The sequence below is a fragment of the Mesorhizobium sp. M4B.F.Ca.ET.143.01.1.1 genome (assembly GCF_004792275.1).
Lineage (GTDB): Bacteria > Pseudomonadota > Alphaproteobacteria > Rhizobiales > Rhizobiaceae > Mesorhizobium > Mesorhizobium abyssinicae.
In genome coordinates, this window is the sequence record NZ_SRSR01000005.1 from 303,980 (window position 1) to 321,105 (window position 17,126).

The 17,126-nt window shown below is 65.7% G+C and carries 14 protein-coding genes; 8 read left to right on the top strand and 6 right to left on the bottom strand.

From position 1 onward, the window contains the following. Positions 1-145 precede the first annotated feature (145 nt). Genes EN786_RS15105 through EN786_RS15115 form a run of 3 tightly spaced genes read right to left on the bottom strand, consistent with a single transcriptional unit; the run spans position 146 to position 3,488 of the window. The gene (locus tag EN786_RS15105) at positions 146-754 is read right to left on the bottom strand and encodes a hypothetical protein (RefSeq protein ID WP_127310918.1); all 609 of its coding nucleotides are present in this window, start codon (positions 752-754) and stop codon (positions 146-148) included. After that, complete coding sequence (locus EN786_RS15110; protein ID WP_127310917.1) at positions 751-3,024, bottom strand: xanthine dehydrogenase family protein molybdopterin-binding subunit; 2,274 nt, start codon at positions 3,022-3,024, stop codon at positions 751-753. The genes EN786_RS15105 and EN786_RS15110 overlap by 4 nt, the downstream gene beginning before the upstream one ends. 2 nt (positions 3,025-3,026) lie before the next feature. Beyond that, on the bottom strand, positions 3,027-3,488 hold the full coding sequence (locus EN786_RS15115) for a (2Fe-2S)-binding protein (protein ID WP_127310916.1): 462 nt from the start codon (positions 3,486-3,488) through the stop codon (positions 3,027-3,029). Positions 3,489-3,614: 126 nt separating this feature from the next. Between EN786_RS15115 and EN786_RS15120 the strand changes: the two genes are divergently transcribed. Next, a complete protein-coding gene (locus EN786_RS15120) occupies positions 3,615-4,211 on the top strand; it encodes a TetR/AcrR family transcriptional regulator (RefSeq protein WP_127310915.1) in 597 nt (198 codons plus the stop codon). Positions 4,212-4,235: 24 nt separating this feature from the next. Here the strand turns inward: EN786_RS15120 and EN786_RS15125 are convergent, their stop codons facing one another. Further along, positions 4,236-5,366 (bottom strand): patatin-like phospholipase family protein, encoded by a 1,131-nt coding sequence (locus EN786_RS15125; RefSeq protein ID WP_135908649.1) that lies wholly within the window; start codon positions 5,364-5,366, stop codon positions 4,236-4,238. Between the two features lie 186 nt (positions 5,367-5,552). After that, a complete protein-coding gene (locus tag EN786_RS15130; RefSeq protein ID WP_127310778.1) occupies positions 5,553-6,641 on the bottom strand; it encodes a citrate synthase/methylcitrate synthase in 1,089 nt (362 codons plus the stop codon). 109 nt (positions 6,642-6,750) lie between these two features. Between EN786_RS15130 and EN786_RS15135 the strand changes: the two genes are divergently transcribed. Then, positions 6,751-7,893, top strand: a complete 1,143-nt coding sequence (locus EN786_RS15135) for a citrate synthase family protein (protein WP_127310779.1) — start codon at positions 6,751-6,753, stop codon at positions 7,891-7,893. Positions 7,894-7,991: 98 nt separating this feature from the next. On the opposite strand, the gene phaR is transcribed toward EN786_RS15135, so the two are convergent. Then, a complete protein-coding gene (gene phaR, locus EN786_RS15140) occupies positions 7,992-8,603 on the bottom strand; it encodes a polyhydroxyalkanoate synthesis repressor PhaR (RefSeq protein WP_127285535.1) in 612 nt (203 codons plus the stop codon). A gap of 301 nt (positions 8,604-8,904) precedes the next feature. Here phaR and EN786_RS15145 point away from each other — a divergent pair, with 301 nt between their 5' ends. From EN786_RS15145 to EN786_RS15170, 6 genes are all read left to right on the top strand, one after another. Further along, on the top strand, positions 8,905-10,089 hold the full coding sequence (locus EN786_RS15145) for an acetyl-CoA C-acetyltransferase (protein WP_127285534.1): 1,185 nt from the start codon (positions 8,905-8,907) through the stop codon (positions 10,087-10,089). Between the two features lie 123 nt (positions 10,090-10,212). Continuing rightward, the gene (gene phbB / locus EN786_RS15150) at positions 10,213-10,938 is read left to right on the top strand and encodes an acetoacetyl-CoA reductase (RefSeq protein WP_127285533.1); all 726 of its coding nucleotides are present in this window, start codon (positions 10,213-10,215) and stop codon (positions 10,936-10,938) included. 760 nt (positions 10,939-11,698) lie between these two features. Next, on the top strand, positions 11,699-15,058 hold the full coding sequence (locus EN786_RS15155) for a helicase-related protein (protein WP_127310780.1): 3,360 nt from the start codon (positions 11,699-11,701) through the stop codon (positions 15,056-15,058). A gap of 12 nt (positions 15,059-15,070) precedes the next feature. After that, positions 15,071-15,457, top strand: coding sequence for an RNA-binding S4 domain-containing protein (locus EN786_RS15160; RefSeq protein ID WP_127285710.1), 387 nt, complete (start codon positions 15,071-15,073; stop codon positions 15,455-15,457). A gap of 158 nt (positions 15,458-15,615) precedes the next feature. After that, on the top strand, positions 15,616-15,954 hold the full coding sequence (gene fdxA, locus EN786_RS15165) for a ferredoxin FdxA (RefSeq protein ID WP_006202440.1): 339 nt from the start codon (positions 15,616-15,618) through the stop codon (positions 15,952-15,954). 430 nt (positions 15,955-16,384) lie between these two features. Beyond that, positions 16,385-16,966, top strand: a complete 582-nt coding sequence (locus EN786_RS15170; protein ID WP_127285709.1) for a CarD family transcriptional regulator — start codon at positions 16,385-16,387, stop codon at positions 16,964-16,966. Positions 16,967-17,126: the final 160 nt, after the last annotated feature.

The window sequence follows — 17,126 nt, forward strand, 5'->3', positions numbered from 1 at the left end:
GCGGGGTTCGGCCAGGCCGCTTCTTTCAGATGCGGGCGCGTCGCCGATATGGGTGCGCGCAAGGCCCTATTCAATTTGCCGTGATAGGCGAAGCGCCGCTTCTACCTCAAAGTTGCAACGCAAAATAGTCAGAAACTTTGATGGATTATTGCGCTGCCGGACAGGGCGCGCCCGCCGCCATCCAGTTCTCGATCGCTGTGTATGTCTCCTCCGCCGAGCCTGGCGCCGGCTCACGATCCGCTCCCGGGGCCCAGCCCCAGGCAACCAGTTTGTCGTCGCGAACATGCAGCGCGACATCCTGCAGGCTGCGCCCGCCATTGCGGGCGGGGTCCTTGATCTGGGCGCAGATTTCGGCCGAGGACTTTCCGAACCAGACCATCTCGGCCGGCGCCAGATGCCAGTTCTCGGCCCCCGGCGGCCCATGCAATGCCTTGGAATTGCTGGAGAAATGGCACGTCGTGCAACGCAGGCCGGGATTGCCGAAGCCGGAGCCGTCGGCGCCGCGCTGGACATTGAAGCCATGCACGCGCGTGCCGCCATAATGCGCGCCGGACCAGCGCGGCCGGTCGTCGGCGACATGGCAGTCGGCGCAGCGCGGATGCGAGAACACCGCATAGACCTTGTCCCATTCGGGCAGGCCCTTGGCCGTGTCGACTGCTGCTGGGGCTGGCTGCTGGGACTCCTGCGCGGTTGCAAAAGGCGCCGCCAGCAAGATGATGGCAGCAGGCGTCAGCATGATGAGAAGCTTCCTCATGCGAAGGTCACCTCTTTCGACAGCGGCAACCTACGGATGCGCTTGCCGGTCAGCGCGAAGATGGCATTGGCGAGCGCCGGAGCGGCCGGCGGCGTGCCGACCTCGCCGACGCCGCCCATCTTGTGGAAATTCTCTAGCACCGCCACCTCGAACACCGGGGTCTGGAAGATGCGCATGGCGTCGAAATCGTGGAAGTTCGACTGCTCGACCATGCCGTCGGCGAAGGTGATTTCCTGGCCCATCGCCGCCGACAGGCCGTAGATGGCGCCGGAGATGAGCTGCGCCTTGATGATGTCCGGGTCGAGCGCGGTGCCGACATCGGCAGCGATCCACACCTTTTCGATGCGGATGCCGGCCGGCGTGTCCGCGACCTGCACGATCTCGCCGACCCAACTGCCGAAGGACAGCGTGAAGGCCATGCCTTTGGCCTTGCCGGCCGGCAGCGCCTCGCCCCATTTCGCCATCCCGGCGACTGCCTCGACCACCTTCAGCGCCGACGGATAAGCGGCCATCAGCTTCTTGCGCAATTCGACCGGATCGGTTTTCCCGGCGGCCGCGATCTCGTCCATGAAGCCTTCATGGAAGAAGCCGTTGATCGAGCTTCCGACCGATCGCCACGAACCGACGGGGATCGAGACGGGCGCGGCGATGCCGCTCACCCGGTAGTTCGGGATCGTGTAGGGCTGGTCGTAGGCGCCATCGACGATGGTCTTGTCCGGTCCCATCGCCGACAGCGAGGGGAACAGCCGCCGCAAGGTGCTGGCGATCATCGATGGCGACGATACCTTCATGTCGACCGCGACCGGCAGGCCATCGTCGCCGAGCCGCGCCTGGAACCTGCCGATTGCCGCGGGGCGGTAGGCGTCGTGGCGCATGTCCTCCTCGCGCGTCCAGGTCACCTTGACCGGACGACCGCCGGCTTCCTTGGCCATCAGCGCCGCGCACAGCGCATAGTCCATCTCGACGCGCCGGCCGAAGCCGCCGCCGAGGAAGGTTGTGTGCACCGTGACCTTGTCCTGCTCGATGCCGACCGCGTTGGCGCAGAGCTGGCGCACCAGCGTCGGCGCCTGGTTGCCGCACCAGATGTCGAGGGCGCCGTCCTTCAGCCGCGCCGTGGCGTTCATCGGCTCCATCGTCGCGTGCGCCAGGTACGGCACCGCATAGTCGGCCTCGACGATCTTTTCGCGTGGCGCGTCGGCGAAGGCGGTGTCGACGTCGCCGTCGTTGCGGAGTGCCGAGCCCTTGGTGGTGAGCGCCTGTTTCAGCGCCGCGTCGATGGCGGCGCTGTCCAGCGGATATTCGGGGTCGGCCCATTTGGCCTCGATCGCCTCGGCGGCCCTGAATGCCGCCCAGGTGTTTTCGGCGATGACGCCGAAGCCATGGCCGTAGCTGGTCTCGATCGGCACGATCTTGACCACGCCCGGCATTTTTTCCGCCTTGGACAGGTCGGCGCTCACCGGCTTCGACCAGAAGCGCGGGCTCATCTTCACCGTGCCGTAGAGCATCTCCGGCAGCCGGACATCGATGCCGAAGATCGGCGCGCCGGTGACCTTGGCCAGCATGTCGACGCGCTTCTGCGGCTTGCCGAGCAGCTTCCAGTCGACCCTGTCCTTGAGCCTGACCTCGGCGGGCGGCGGCATGGCGCTGGCTGAGGCGGCGACTTCGCCATAGGTGACCGATTTTCCCGACGCTTTGTGCAGGACCGTGCCGCTGGCGGTTTCCAGCTCGCCGGCGGAAACGCCGAGCTTCTGCGCCGCCGCCGCGATCAGCATCTGCCTTGCGGCAGCGCCCGCCTGCCGCATCTTGTCGAACCCGTCGCGCATCGAGGACGAGCCGCCGGTGCCCTGCAAAGCGAGCAGCTTCCCGACGACGCCGAGGCCGGAGCGCACCGCTTCGGCCGTCATGCTCTCGTCGAAGAAGGCGAACGGACCGCCCTCCTGGAGGATCGCCGCGTTGTAATAGGCATAGGAGGCCGGGCCGTGCTCGACCTTGACCTGGTCGAGACCGACATCGAGCTCCTCCGCGACCATGGCGGCAAGCGTCGTCGACACGCCTTGCCCCATCTCGGCGCGCGGCGCGACGATGGTGATGGTGTTGTCGGCGCCGATCTTCACATAAGGATTGAAGGTCGCCTCCCCCTTGCCGAGATCGTCCTCGAGCGGGTTCGCGAAGGGCTTGCGGTAGTAATAATAGCCGACGCCGACACCGCCGGCGACGGCGGCGGCGCCGATTAGGAAGGTGCGGCGGGCGATCTTTCCGATGCTGGCCATGATCAAAGCCCCGCCGTCTTCAGCGCCGCGGCTTTCTTGATCGCCGCGCGGATCTTCGGATAGGTGCCGCAGCGGCAGAGGTTGCCGCCCATGGCGTTGTCGATGTCGTCGTCGCTCGGATCCGCCACCTCCTCGAGCAATGCCACCGCGCTCATGATCTGGCCGGCCTGGCAGTAGCCGCACTGCGCGACCTGCTCCTCGAGCCAGGCCTGCTGCACCGGATGCAGCTTGCCGCCGGCGCTGATGCCTTCAATCGTGGTGATCGCGCCGCTGACTCCGCCGACCGGCAGCGAGCAGGAGCGCACCGGCTGGCCGTCGACATGCACGGTGCAGGCGCCGCAAGCGGCGATGCCGCAACCGAATTTCGGGCCCGTCTTGCCGACGAGATCGCGCAATGCCCACAACAGCGGCATTTCAGGATCGGCATCGATGTCGAATGATTGTCCATCGACGGTGAGGCGCATGGGGATACCCTTCGTTGTCGTCCACAGCCAGGAGCGAAATGGCAGGTCTCGGCCACTTCGTCTTCATACAACTTGACAAAATCCGTCATTTTGTCAATAGAGTTCATACAGGATAGACTTGCCGCCATGATCGAAGCCGAGGACATTGCCGTCGACCCCAAGCGCGCCCGCATTCTGGAGGGCGCGATGAAGGTGTTCCTCGCCTATGGTTTTTCGCGCACCACCATGGACGACATCGCGCGCGCTGCCGACATGTCGCGGCCGGCGCTCTATCTGCTGTTCAAGAACAAGACCGACATTTTTCGCGCCATCGCCCTGATGCTGCTCGGCCGTTCGGTCGAACAGGCAAAGAGCGAGCTCGAAGGCGGCGGCACCTTCGCCGAACGTATGATGCGCGCCGTCGACGCCGCGCTGATCTCGATGATAGGCGCCGTGCACGCCTCCCCGCACGGCGCCGAACTGCTCGACATGAAGTCGAGCGTCGCCGACCTCGTCGGCTGCTGGCGCGGCGGCCTTGTCGAGCACATCGCCAGGGCGATCGAGGCCGAAGCGAAAGGCAACGGCGTCGACCTCGCCGCCAAGGGGCTTTCGGCGCGGCTGCTCGCCGACATGCTGCTCGACGGGCTGGAGGGCATGAAGACGCGCATCAGCAATCCGGACGAGCAGCGGCAGGCCGCCGCCGCCCTGATCAGGGTGATCGACCTGGTGCTGCACAAGGGTTGAGGTCGGCGGGCAGTGCCCGGTGCGCTAGGCGCCGCGCCGCGCCTGCTCGGGCTTCCTGCGTATGGCGAGAAACTCCTTGACCCGCCGGCCCGGCGCCGGGCCGCGCACCGGCCGGTAGCCGTCGTCGAGTTCGCCGGAGAGATCGAGCGTCGGCCGCTTGCCGACGGCGTCGTAGTTCTCCTCCAGCCAGTCGCTGGCGGCACTTCGGCCAAGATCGCGCAGATAGGCGAGGAAGGCCCATTCCGCATTGACCTTGGACGATGCCGACAGATCCTTGAACGCCTCGTCGGCATCGATGCGATGCATGCGGATGTCGCGGTACTCGCCATGCGGCAGCCGGCCGGCGGCGATCAACTCCTTGACGAAGGCGATCGAGCGGAATTCGCGCAACAGCCCGGCGTTGAAGGTGATCTCGTCGATGCGGTTCTGGATTTCGTTGGCGCTCTTCGGCGTGCCCTCGCGCACCACCGGGTTGATCTGCACCAGAAGCACGTCCTCGGTGGCAGTCGTCTTGAAGAACGGATAGAGCGCCGGATTGCCGCCATAGCCGCCATCCCAGTAGGGCACGCCCTTGATCTCGACGGCGCGGAACAGCTGCGGCAGGCAGGCCGAGGCCATCACCGTGTCGAGGTCGATCTCGCCATCGGAAAAGACGCGCAACTGTCCGGTCTCGACATTGGTCGCCGAGATGAACAGCTCCACCGACTTGCAGGCGCGCACATTGGCGAAGTCGATCTCCTGCTTGACCACGTCGCGCAGCGGATTGAGGCCGAGCGGGTTGGCGACATAAGGGGAAAACACCCGCGACATCGTCTCGAAGAAGACATAGCCCGGCGTGTTCTCGATCGACCAGTTGCCCCAGGCGACGTCCCACGGCATGCGCTGCACCGGGCTGAAGCGGCCCTTCCGCGCAACCGCGCGCCAGAAATCGTCGAGCTTCTTGCGCGCGCCTTCGACGCCGCCACGGACGAAGCCGTCGGCCAGCGCCACCGCGTTCATGGCGCCGGCGCTGGTGCCGGAAACTGCTGAAATCTCCAGCCTTCCGTCCTCCAGCAGCCTGTCGAGCACGCCCCAGGAAAAGGCCCCGTGCGAGCCGCCGCCCTGCAGCGCGACGTTGATCTTCTTGTTTTCTCCCGCCTTGCCGTTCGTCGTCATGGCGTTCCTGTCGTTGGGTGCCAGCAGCCTCATCCGGCCCGGGAATCGGGTCGGCGCGGCCGCGGCGGACCTATGTTGCAGTGCAGCATATAAGTCCTGACCAAGGCAAGAACACGAACACGCTCGCGTGATCACATGAAATTTCGCTCATGAGCGAGATTCTCCGCCTGAAGGCGGAGACCGACTTCAGGCGACGAGATCCGGCACCGGCCCGACATAGCGCGACTGCGGCCGGATCAGCCGCCCGGTCGTCTGCTGCTCGCGCGCATGGGCGATCCAGCCGGCGATGCGGCCCGCGGCGAAGACATTGGAGAACGCCTCAGCGGGAAAGCCCGCCGCTTCCAGCAGGAGCGCGGTGTAGAATTCGACATTGGTCTGGATCGAGCGCTGCGGCTTGGCAACACGCAACACCTCGAGCGCTGCCTGCTCGACCTCTTCGGCGAAGGCCAGCCGGCGGCCGGTTCCACCCTTGCCGCCCAGCTGCCGCACCACCGCCTTCAGCACGTCGGCGCGCGGATCGCGCACCCGGTAGATACGGTGGCCAAAGCCCATGATGCGCTCGCCATGTACGATCTCGTCGCGCAGCCAGCCGGCGGCATCGCCGCTCGCCTCGATCGCGTCCAGCATTTCGATGACCGGTCCGGGCGCGCCGCCATGCAGCGGCCCCTTGAGCGCGCCGAGCCCGGCCAGGATCGCCGAGGTCAGCCCGGCCTGGGTCGAGGCGACGACACGCGTGGCAAAAGTCGAGGCGTTGAGGCCATGGTCGCAGACGATGACCAGATAGGTGTCGAGCGCCCTGGCCAGGTCGGGTGAATCCGCCTTGCCGCTCAGCATCCGCAGCATGTCGGCGGCATGATCGGCACCCTTGTCCGGCGCGACCGCTTTGTCGCCCCGTTTTGCCCGCAGCAAGGCCGGCGTCAGCACCGCTGGCGCGGCGATCAGCCGGAGCGCATCCGCCAGCGTCCCGCCATCCGGCAGCAAGGCGATGCCGGCGCGCATGCCGCTGTAGACATCGAGCGCGGCCAGCGTCGGAAAAATCGGCTGCAGCCGCTGGAACACCTCGACCCGCGCCCGGCCGATCGCCTCGGCCAGTTCAGCATCGCCGGGAAGGTCGTCGAAGAAGCCGTCGAGCAACAGACGCGCCACTTGCGGATAGCGCCAGCGGCCGGCCAGTTCCGGCAGCGAATGGCCACGGATCGTCAGCCGGCCGCCGAGGCCGTCGACATCGGAAAGCACGGTTTCCGCCGCCACCACATCATCGAGCCCGTTTGCCATGTTCGTCTCCTTCGCCATTTACGGACTTGAATTAATGGTGCAAGTTCGAGGCATCAATCTTGATCAAGTGAATCAATATGCCCAAGCAATCGGCTGCATGACAAACAACATGTCCGAATGGCTGACGCGTGAGGAGGCGCTGGAACGACTCAAGGTGCGGCCGCAGACGCTCTATGCCTATGTCAGCCGGGGCCGTATCGGCATGCGTCCGGACGCAGCCGATCCGCGCCGCAGCCGGTATCGCGCCGACGACATCGCCGCCCTCGCCACGCGCCGCGCGCGCGGCCGAAGCCCGCGAGCGATCGCAGAAAGCGCCATCGACTGGGGCGAGCCGGCTTTTGCCACCTCGATCTCGACCATCCAGCATGGCGGGCTTTTCTATCGCGGAAAGGATGCTGTGACGCTCTCCGGCGCGGCCACGCTGGAGGAGACGGCAAGCCTGCTCTGGGCAGCGGACGTCCCGGTGTCGTTTGCCTCGCCCGGCCGCCGTGACGCGCGCGAAAGCGGTCGCCATGCGGCATTCGTAACGCTGGCTGAGCTGGCTGCCGAAGGCCGGCCTTCGCTGGGACGCGGGCCAGCCATGCTCTACCGCGACGCCGCCGACGCCATCGCGGCCCTGGCCGAGGCGCTCGGCGCGGCCGCGGGAAACGGCGCCGTGCATGAGAGATTGGCGCGCGGCTGGTCGGTCGGCGCTGCCGGCGCCAATTTGATACGCAGGGCATTGGTGCTGCTCGCCGATCACGAGTTGAACGCCTCGACCTTCGCCACGCGGGTCGCCGCGTCCACCGGCGCGTCGGTTGCCGCTTGCCTGCTTGCCGGTCTTGCCACCCTGTCCGGACCGCGCCATGGCGGCGCCGGCGAGGCCTTGCTCAATCTGGTCGAGGACGCCGACCGGCTGGGAGCCGATGCGGCGGTCGAGCGCTGGCTTGGCCACGACCGGCCGCTGCCCGGCTTTGGCCATCCACTCTATCCGGAGGGCGACCCAAGGGCGGAGGCGTTGTTGGCCGATGTCGAGACCGATGGCTGTATGTCACGCCTCGGCGAGGCCGTTCTCGGCGCAACGGGGGCGCGTCCGAACATCGACTTCGCCTTGGCCGCTATAACCCGCCAGCTGCATCTGCCGCCCGACGCGCCGTTCCGGCTGTTCGCCCTCGGGCGCAGCGTCGGCTCGGCCGCGCATGCCGTCGAGCAGGTCGTGAGCAACCGCCTGATCCGGCCCCGCGCCCGCTACGACGGGCCCGTCGGGATTTAGCGGAACTGGTGCTTATCAAAGCCAAGCCCTGGGACGCGTCGCTCCAGGGCTTGTTGAGATTCAGGTCAGGCCGGCTTCACCTGTATGGCAACTGCCCGTCACGACATCGTGTCGAGCTTGCGCTGCATGGCCGCGATCTGTTCCTTCAGTTCCTGAAGGTCATCGGACTTTTCCGGCGCTTCCTTTTTCACCGGCTCGGCCGGGGCAGGCGCAGTGCCATTCGAGGTCGCCGACGGAAACGGCGTGAACATGCGCATGGCGTTCTGGAACATCTCCATGTTGCGGCGCGTCTGGTCCTCCAGCGCCTTCATCGGCGTCGACATCTTCATCATGTCCATCGGCGACTTGCCGAACGCGCCCTTCATCTGTTCGCGAAAACGCTCCTGCTCCTTGGAGAAGGCAATCATCGACTGCTCGAGGAAGCTCGGCACGATCATCTGCATCTGGTCGCCGTAGAAGGCGATCAGCTGGCGCAGGAACGGGATCGGCAGCATGTTCTGCCCATCCTTGTTCTCCAGCTCGAAAATGATCTGGGTCAGCACCGGATGCGTTATGTCGTCGCCGGTCTTGGCGTCCTGGACGGTGAATTCCTCGCCCTTCTTGACCATGTCGGCGAGGTCTTCCAGCGTCACATAGGTGCTGGTGCCGGTGTTGTAGAGTCGGCGGTTGGCATATTTCTTGATGACGATCGGGTCGTCTTTTGCGGCCATCAGTATCCTCCCCGGACACCGGCGCATTTGAGTAAGCAGCCGGTAACGATTGCGCCCTGTCAAGGATATGCGCAAAAGCGTCACAATTCCAAGCGGTTTGTGCAGTGCAAGATCGATTAATGCTGCACGGCGGCCGGAATATGCTGCGCGGCGAAGCGAGGACCGCCGCCCTGGCCGGCGCAGGCCTGCTTGCCGCGCATGGCCGGCATGCCCATTTCCGGTTTGACTTGGCACCGGGAAAGGGCAAGAAAGTTCCTCAACGACACCCAAAAACACCACACCTCGAAGTCTGGAGAAGAAAATGTCCGCATCCAATGGCATCGTTGTCGCCAGTGCCGCGCGCACAGCAGTCGGCTCCTTCAACGGCAGCTTCGCCGCCACCCCGGCACATGAACTCGGCGCTGTCGTGATCAGGGAATTGCTCGCGCGCGCCAACGTCGAGCCTTCCGAAGTCGACGAGGTCATCCTCGGCCAGGTGCTGACCGCCGCCCAGGGCCAGAACCCGGCCCGACAGGCTTCGATCAACGCCGGCCTGCCCAAGGAGACCACTGCCTGGGGCCTCAACCAGGTCTGCGGCTCGGGCTTGCGCGCGATCGCGCTCGGCATGCAGCAGATCGCCACCGGCGATGCCAAGGTGATCGTCGCCGGCGGCCAGGAATCGATGTCGCTCTCGGCGCATGCCCAGCATCTGCGCGCCGGCGTCAAGATGGGCGACTACAAGATGATCGACACCATGATCAAGGACGGGCTGTGGGATGCCTTCAACGGCTATCACATGGGCAACACCGCCGAGAATGTCGCGCGCCAGTTCCAGATCACCCGCGACGACCAGGACGAGTTCGCGCTGGCTTCGCAGAACAAGGCCGAGGCCGCGCAGAAGGCCGGCAAGTTCAAGGACGAGATCGTCGCCTTCACCATCAAGGGCAAGAAGGGCGATACGATCGTTGACCAGGACGAATATATCCGCCACGGCGCGACGCTCGACGCCATGACCAAGCTTAGGCCCGCTTTTGACAAGGACGGCACGGTCACCGCCGCCAATGCGTCCGGCATCAACGACGGCGCTGCCGGCGCGCTGCTGATGAGCGAGGCCGAAGCCGCCCGCCGCGGCATCACCCCGCTGGTCCGCATCGCCTCCTGGGCGACCGCCGGCGTCGATCCGGCGATCATGGGAACCGGCCCGATCCCGGCCTCGAAGCGGGCGCTGGAGAAGGCAGGCTGGTCGGTCAAGGACCTCGACCTTGTCGAGGCTAACGAGGCCTTCGCCGCGCAGGCCTGCGCCGTCAACAAGGGCATGGGCTGGGATCCGTCGATCGTCAACGTCAATGGCGGCGCCATCGCCATCGGTCACCCGATCGGCGCCTCCGGCGCCCGCGTCTTCAACACGCTGGTCTTCGAGATGCGCCGCCGCGGCGCCAAGAAGGGTCTTGCCACGCTCTGCATCGGCGGCGGCATGGGCGTTGCCATGTGCGTCGAAGCGCTCTGAGCTCAGCGAATAGCGAAAAGGGAGTAGCGAATAGAGAAGAAAAGCGTCGCGCGGCGGGACGACTAATCCCTATTCGCCTTTCGCTGCTCTCTATTCGCTCAGACGATTTAAAGGGAGGACCACATGAGCAAGGTAGCAATCGTCACGGGCGGATCGCGCGGCATCGGCGCGGCGATATCGATCGCTTTGAAGAAGGCCGGCTATTCGGTTGCGGCGAACTATGCCGGCAATGACGAGGCGGCCGCGAAGTTCAAGGCCGAGACCGGCATCCCGGTCTACAAATGGTCGGTCGCCGACTATGACGCCTGCGCTGCCGGCATCAAGCAGGTCGAGGCCGATCTCGGCCCGGTCTCGGTGCTCGTCAACAATGCCGGCATCACCCGCGACGCCATGTTCCACAAGCTCACGCGCGAGCAGTGGAAAGAGGTCATCGACACCAATCTGTCCGGCGTCTTCAACATGACGCATCCGCTGTGGGGCGGCATGCGCGACCGCAAGTTCGGCCGCGTCATCACCATCTCCTCGATCAACGGCCAGAAGGGCCAGGCCGGCCAGGTCAACTATTCCGCCGCCAAGGCCGGCGATATCGGCTTCTCGAAGGCGCTGGCCCAGGAGGGCGCGCGCGCCGGCATCACCGTCAACGTCATCTGCCCCGGCTACATCGCCACCGAGATGGTCAAGGCGATCGACGAGAAGGTGCTCAACGAGCGCATCATCCCGCAGATCCCGGTCGGCCGGCTCGGCGAGCCCGAAGAGGTCGCGCGCTGCGTCGTCTTCCTCGCCTCCGACGAAGCCGGCTTCATCACCGGTTCGACCATCAGCGCCAATGGCGGCCAGTATTTCGCCTGAGGTCCGCCAATTCGCTTGAAGACGCGACGCGCTTCGGGTCCGAAATTCCGAGACAGCGATCTGAAAAACGGGCCGGGAGACCGGCCCGTTTTTTGTTGCCGTTGCAACCCCCGCGGCGTCTCTCGCGCGACGCCCTGCCCCGATCCGGCACGCAAAGGTTAACGGCCGTCACGGAGCCTGTGCAAAAGCTGTTCGCAACCCTGTGGATTCTCGGTGGAAAACTTTGCCGCGACACAACATGTTGGGGTGAACAAACCGGGAAAACACCGTCATCGCTGATTCGTCGCCGATTCGTTCCGGCTTTGGCCGGAACGTTAACGCCGAGGACCGGAAATCCGCCTCGAAAGGTTAACGCGCGTTAGGAAAAGTCAAGAATTTCATAATCTTGGGCAAGGGCGGACGATCAGGGTCCGTCGCCAATCGGCAAAGGTTAACGGCGCCGCGCGACCCGCGTTCGCCTTGCATGAATCGGGCCAATCAAGAGATTCAGCATGTGGTGAGACTCGCCGTCAAAAAACCCACATGTAGCCGTGAACAAACCCTGAATCTCGGCGAGTCAGTGATTCGTCGCCGATTCGTTCCAGACTCGTTCCAACCATTAACCGAGACCGCATTTCGGACCCTCATACGGAGCCAGGGAGACTGACGGCGGAACATTCCGCTTTCGCTTCGCGCATGAAGTCCTTATGTGTCGCCTGTCACACGCGCCATCGCTGGCGTGCTCCCGACAACGAGCGGCAGAGAGTCTATTTCCGGGCCGATGAACGTCCAGCCGAAACATCCTCAGCCGTTGATCCTTTCCGGCCGTGACGTGACGGCTGTGCTTGGGCCGACCAACACCGGCAAGACCCACCTCGCCATCGAGCGCATGGTGGCGCATGAGAGCGGCGTCATCGGCCTGCCGCTCAGGCTCCTGGCACGCGAGGTCTATACGCGCGTCTGCGAGAAGGTCGGCGCCCACAAGGTCGCGCTGATCACCGGCGAGGAGAAGATCCAGCCGCCTGGCGCCAGATATTCGGTCTGCACGGTCGAAGCGATGCCGCGCGAGACCGATGCCGCCTTCGTCGCCATCGACGAGGTGCAGCTTGCCGGCGATCTCGAGCGCGGCCACATCTTCACCGACCGCATCCTGCATCTGCGTGGCCGCCAGGAGACGCTGCTGCTCGGCGCGGCCACCATGCACGGCATCCTGCAGCGCCTCCTCAAGGGCGTCTCGGTGGTGACGCGGCCCAGGCTGTCGCACCTTGCCTATGCCGGTTCGAAGAAGCTCACCCGCCTGCCCAGGCGCACGGCGATCGTCGCCTTCTCCGCCGACGAGGTCTATGCCATTGCCGAACTGATCCGCCGCCAGCAGGGCGGCGCGGCCGTCGTGCTCGGCGCGCTGTCGCCGCGCACCCGCAACGCCCAGGTGGCGCTGTTCCAGGCCGGCGATGTCGACTATCTCGTCGCCACCGACGCCATCGGCATGGGATTGAACCTCGACCTCGACCATGTCGCCTTCGCCCAGAACCGCAAGTTCGACGGCTACCAGTACCGCAACCTGACCGCCGCCGAGCTCGGCCAGATCGCGGGCCGCGCCGGCCGGCATTTGCGCGACGGTACGTTCGGCGTCACCGGACAGGTCGATCCGCTGGACGAGGAGCTGATCAAGAAGATCGAGAGCCATGATTTCGATCCGGTGAAGGTCATGCAATGGCGCACCGCCGATTTCGACTTCGCCAGCCTCGACGCGCTGAAGCGCTCGATCGAGACCAACGCCCCGGTCGAGGGCCTGACGCGCGCCCTGCCGGCGGTGGACGCGCAGGCGCTGGAGCATCTGTCGCGCGACGAGGCTATCCGCGCGCTCGCCACCGACGCCAAGCGCGTCGCGCTGCTCTGGGAGGCCTGCGCCCTGCCCGACTACCGCAAGATCGCGCCGGCCCAGCATGCAGACTTGATCGCCTCGATCTACATGGACCTCGCCCGGCATGGCCATGTCGACGAGAACTACATGGCCGAGCAGGTGCGCCGCGCCGACACGACCGACGGCGACATCGACACGCTGTCGCATCGCATTGCCCAGATCCGCACATGGACTTTCGTCGCCAACCGCCCTGGCTGGCTGGCCGATCAGGCACACTGGCAGGAAAAGACGCGCGAAATCGAAGACAGATTGTCGGATGCGCTGCATGAGCGGTTGACGAAACGCTTCGTAGACCGCAGGACTTCCGTCCTCATGCGGCGCCTTAGAGAAAATACCATGCCTGAAGCCGAAATCAGCCCAACCGGAACCGTCCTCGTCGAAGGCCATCATGTCGGCGAGTTGCAGGGGTTCCGCTTCACCGCCGACCAGAGCGCCGGCGGCGAGGATGCCAAGGCCGTGCGCACGGCCGCCCAGAAGGCGCTTGCCGCGGAATTCGAGACACGCGCCGAGCGCTTTGGCGCCTGCGCCAATGGCGATCTCGCGCTTGGCTCGGACGGCACGCTACGCTGGATCGGCGCGCCGATCGGAACGCTGGTTGCCGGCGACGAGCCGCTGAAGCCGCGCCTCGTGCTGCTGGCCGACGAGCAGCTCACCGGTCCGGCGCGCGACAAGGTGGCTGCGCGCGCCGAGCGCTTCGTCAATTTCCAGATCGAGTCGCTGCTGAAGTCCCTGGTCGACCTCAAGAATGCCGAGCAACTCACCGGCATCGGCCGCGGCATCGCCTTCCAGCTCGTCGAGCATTTCGGCCTCATCAACCGCCGCGACATCGCCGAGGAGATGAAGTCGCTCGACCAGGAGGGCCGCGCCGCGCTGCGCCGGCTGGGCGTGCGCTTCGGCGCCTATCACGTCTTCGTGCCGGCATTGATCAAGCCGGCGCCGGCCGGGCTGGTGACGCTGCTGTGGGCGCTGAAGAACGACGGCAAGGACAAGCCCGGCTTTGGCGACGTCGTTCATGCGCTGGCGTCGGGCCGCACCTCGGTGGTCATCGATCCCGCCTTCGACAAGAGCTTCTACAAGCTCGCCGGCTATCGCAATCTCGGCCGCCGCGCCGTGCGCGTCGATATCCTTGAGCGGCTGGCCGACCTGATCCGTCCCGCCACCAACTGGAAGCCCGGCCTCGGCCAGCGCCCCGACGGCGCCTATGACGGCCACGCCTTCATGGTGACGCCGCCGATGATGTCGATCCTCGGCGCCACCGCCGACGACATGGAAGAGATCCTCAAAGGCCTCGGCTACCGCGCCGAGCCGAAGCCGGCCGCCGAGGTCAAGGCGCGGCTCGACGCGCAGGACAATGCCGCCCGCGAGGCGGCCGCCGCCAAGCTTGCGGCCGAGGAAGCGGCAAAGGCCGAGCTGGCCGCCGCGGCCGAAGCGGCGTCTGCCGAAGCCGGCGTCGAAACACCGGCCGAGGGTTCCGAACCTGGCCCGGATGCCGCTGTGGCGTCAGATGCCCCGGTTGAGGTTTCGGCCGAACCCGTCACCGAGATGGTTGCCGAGCCGGTCTCGGAAGAGGCCCCTGACGAGGCCCCGCTCGCCGCGGAAGCCGTCGCCGAGCAGCCTGCGGATACTGCTCCGGCAGAGCCGCAGGCAGAAGCCGAAGTTGACGCCGTCGCCGCAGAGCCGGTGGCCGCGGAGTCACCCGCGGCGGAAGCGGTGTCCGCCGAGCTTGCCGCGACGCCGGAAGCCACCACCAGCGAGGCGGCCGCCGAGGCCGAGGAGCCGAAACCCATCCTTCTATGGCGGCAGGGCCGCTTCGACCAGCGCCCGCGCCATCGCCACGACAACCGCAGGGACAATCGCCCGCGCAACGGCCAGGCCGCGCGCGAGGGCCAGGCTGACGCCGCCGGCGGGCAGCCTGGCGGAGCCCAGGAAGGACGCCGCGATCAGCGCGACGGCAAGCCTCGCTTCGACCGCTCCAAGTTCAAGCCGAGACCGCAAGGCGAGGCTGGCGAGCGCCGCGAGGGCAGGCCGCAAGGCGAACGTCCGGATCGCCGCGACGGCAGGCCCGACTGGAAAGGCGGCCGGCAGGACGGCAAGGGCGGCGGGCAAGCCGGCAAGCCTGCCTTCCAGGCCAAGCCGCGCGAGGAGCGGCCGGCGCGCTTCGATCCGGACTCGCCCTTTGCCAAGCTCGCCGCCTTGCGCGACCAGCTGAAGAAGTAGCCTGCGGTTACGATGGTCACCGATGCCCGCCAGCGCATCGACAAATGGCTGTTCTTCTCGCGCGCTGTAAAATCGCGCTCGCTGGCGGCTAAGCTCGTGGTCGCTGGCCGCGTGCGCATCAACAGCGACAAAGCAGCGCAGGCCTCCGACATTGTCCGCCCCGGCGACGTCCTGACCCTCACTCTGGACCGACGCATTCTGGTCTGGAAGGTGCTCGGCGCCGGCGCCAGGCGCGGCCCCGCCGAGGAGGCCCGCCTGCTCTATGAGGATATGTCGCCACAGCCCACGCCGAAGGGCGAGGCGGTTCCGGACGCCATTCCGGCGCTGCGCGAAGCCGGCAGCGGTCGCCCGACCAAGAAAGAGCGGCGGGAAACCGACCGGCTGCTCGGCGAGGATTGAGAGAGGATTGAGACAAGACCGGCCTTGTCCGGCGGGCCGTCTGGAAAATCCTTTCCGGGCACGCCGGCAGCGCTGGGGACGGCCGCCCTTGCCAGCGGCCGGCAAAGGCGTTACCTCACCAAAAAGCCCAGCAAAAACGGGACGTCCCGGAGCCTGCGATGACCTATGTCGTGACCGACAATTGCATAAAATGCAAATACATGGACTGCATTGAGGTCTGTCCGGTCGACTGTTTCTACGAAGGCGAGAACATGCTCGTCATCCACCCCGACGAGTGTATCGACTGCGGCGTCTGCGAACCGGAATGCCCGGCCGACGCGATCAAGCCCGACACCGAGCCGGGGCTCGAGAAGTGGCTGCAGGTCAACACCGAATATGCCGAGAAGTGGCCGAACATCACCGCCAAGAAAGAGCCGCCGGCCGACGCCAAGACCTTCGATGGCGAGGCTGGCAAATTCGAGAAATATTTCTCGGCCGAGCCCGGCGAAGGCGACTAGCGCATGACCCCGAAAATCGCTTTCGATTTTCGGAAAGGATCATGCGCAAATCAAAAGCGACACGGCCGGTTCGGCCGGCATGACGCTGCGTAACAGGTGCGAAACAGGAACTGTCTTGACAGGCAGGGATGGCGCACGGCCTTCGCGAATGCAGCAAAACCTTGATTCTTCCGACTTTTTGTGCTACATCAGCCAAACATGCCGGTGACACAACGTCGATTTATGGCGCAGACGCCCCAAATCACTGAAAGGTGAACTTCACAATCCGGACCAGAGCGATCTGGGGCAGGCGGTCGCAATTGTGCGGTTGGCTGGCCCCGGTTTTTCCGGATGGGTTCATCTGTTGTGCGGCTAACGGTCGGTGACCCCGATCGCGCGAGTTTCAGCCGGCGCCGCCATGCCGGCGCTACAACAAGGAGTTCAGGGCGTAATGGCAACGATCACCCCGCAGAAGAAGTCCAGCGCAGCACGTCACGGTTTCAAGACCGGCGAATTCATCGTCTACCCGGCGCACGGCGTTGGCCAGATCGTCTCGATCGACGAGCAGGAAGTCGCCGGCCACAAGCTGGAACTGTTCGTCATCGACTTCCAGAAGGACAAGATGCGTCTCAAGGTGCCGGTCGCCAAGGCGACCTCCATCGGCATGCGCAAGCTGTCGGAAGAGGACTATGTCGACCGCGCGCTGAAGGTCGTGCAGGGTCGCGCCCGCATCAAGCGCACCATGTGGTCGCGCCGCGCCCAGGAGTATGATGCCAAGATCAACTCGGGCGACCTGATCTCGATCTCGGAAGTCGTGCGCGACCTCTACCGCGCCGACAACCAGCCGGAGCAGTCCTATTCCGAGCGCCAGCTTTACGAGGCCGCGCTCGACCGCATGGCCCGCGAGATCGCCGCCGTCAACCGCATGTCGGAGACCGAGGCGGTTCGCCTCATCGAGGTCAACCTCAACAAGGGCCCGAAGCGTGGCGCCAAGGCCGACAACGAGGAAGCCGAGCAGGAAGAAGCTGCCTGAGCTTTTCGCTCAAGAAAACGAAAAACCCGGCCTCGCGCCGGGTTTTTTGTTGCTGGGACTTTACCCTCCCCCTTGTGGGGAGGGTCGCTGCGAAGCAGCGGGGCGGGGGTGCGGCACCGACCCCCACCCGGACCTTCGGTCGACCTCCCCACAAGGGGGA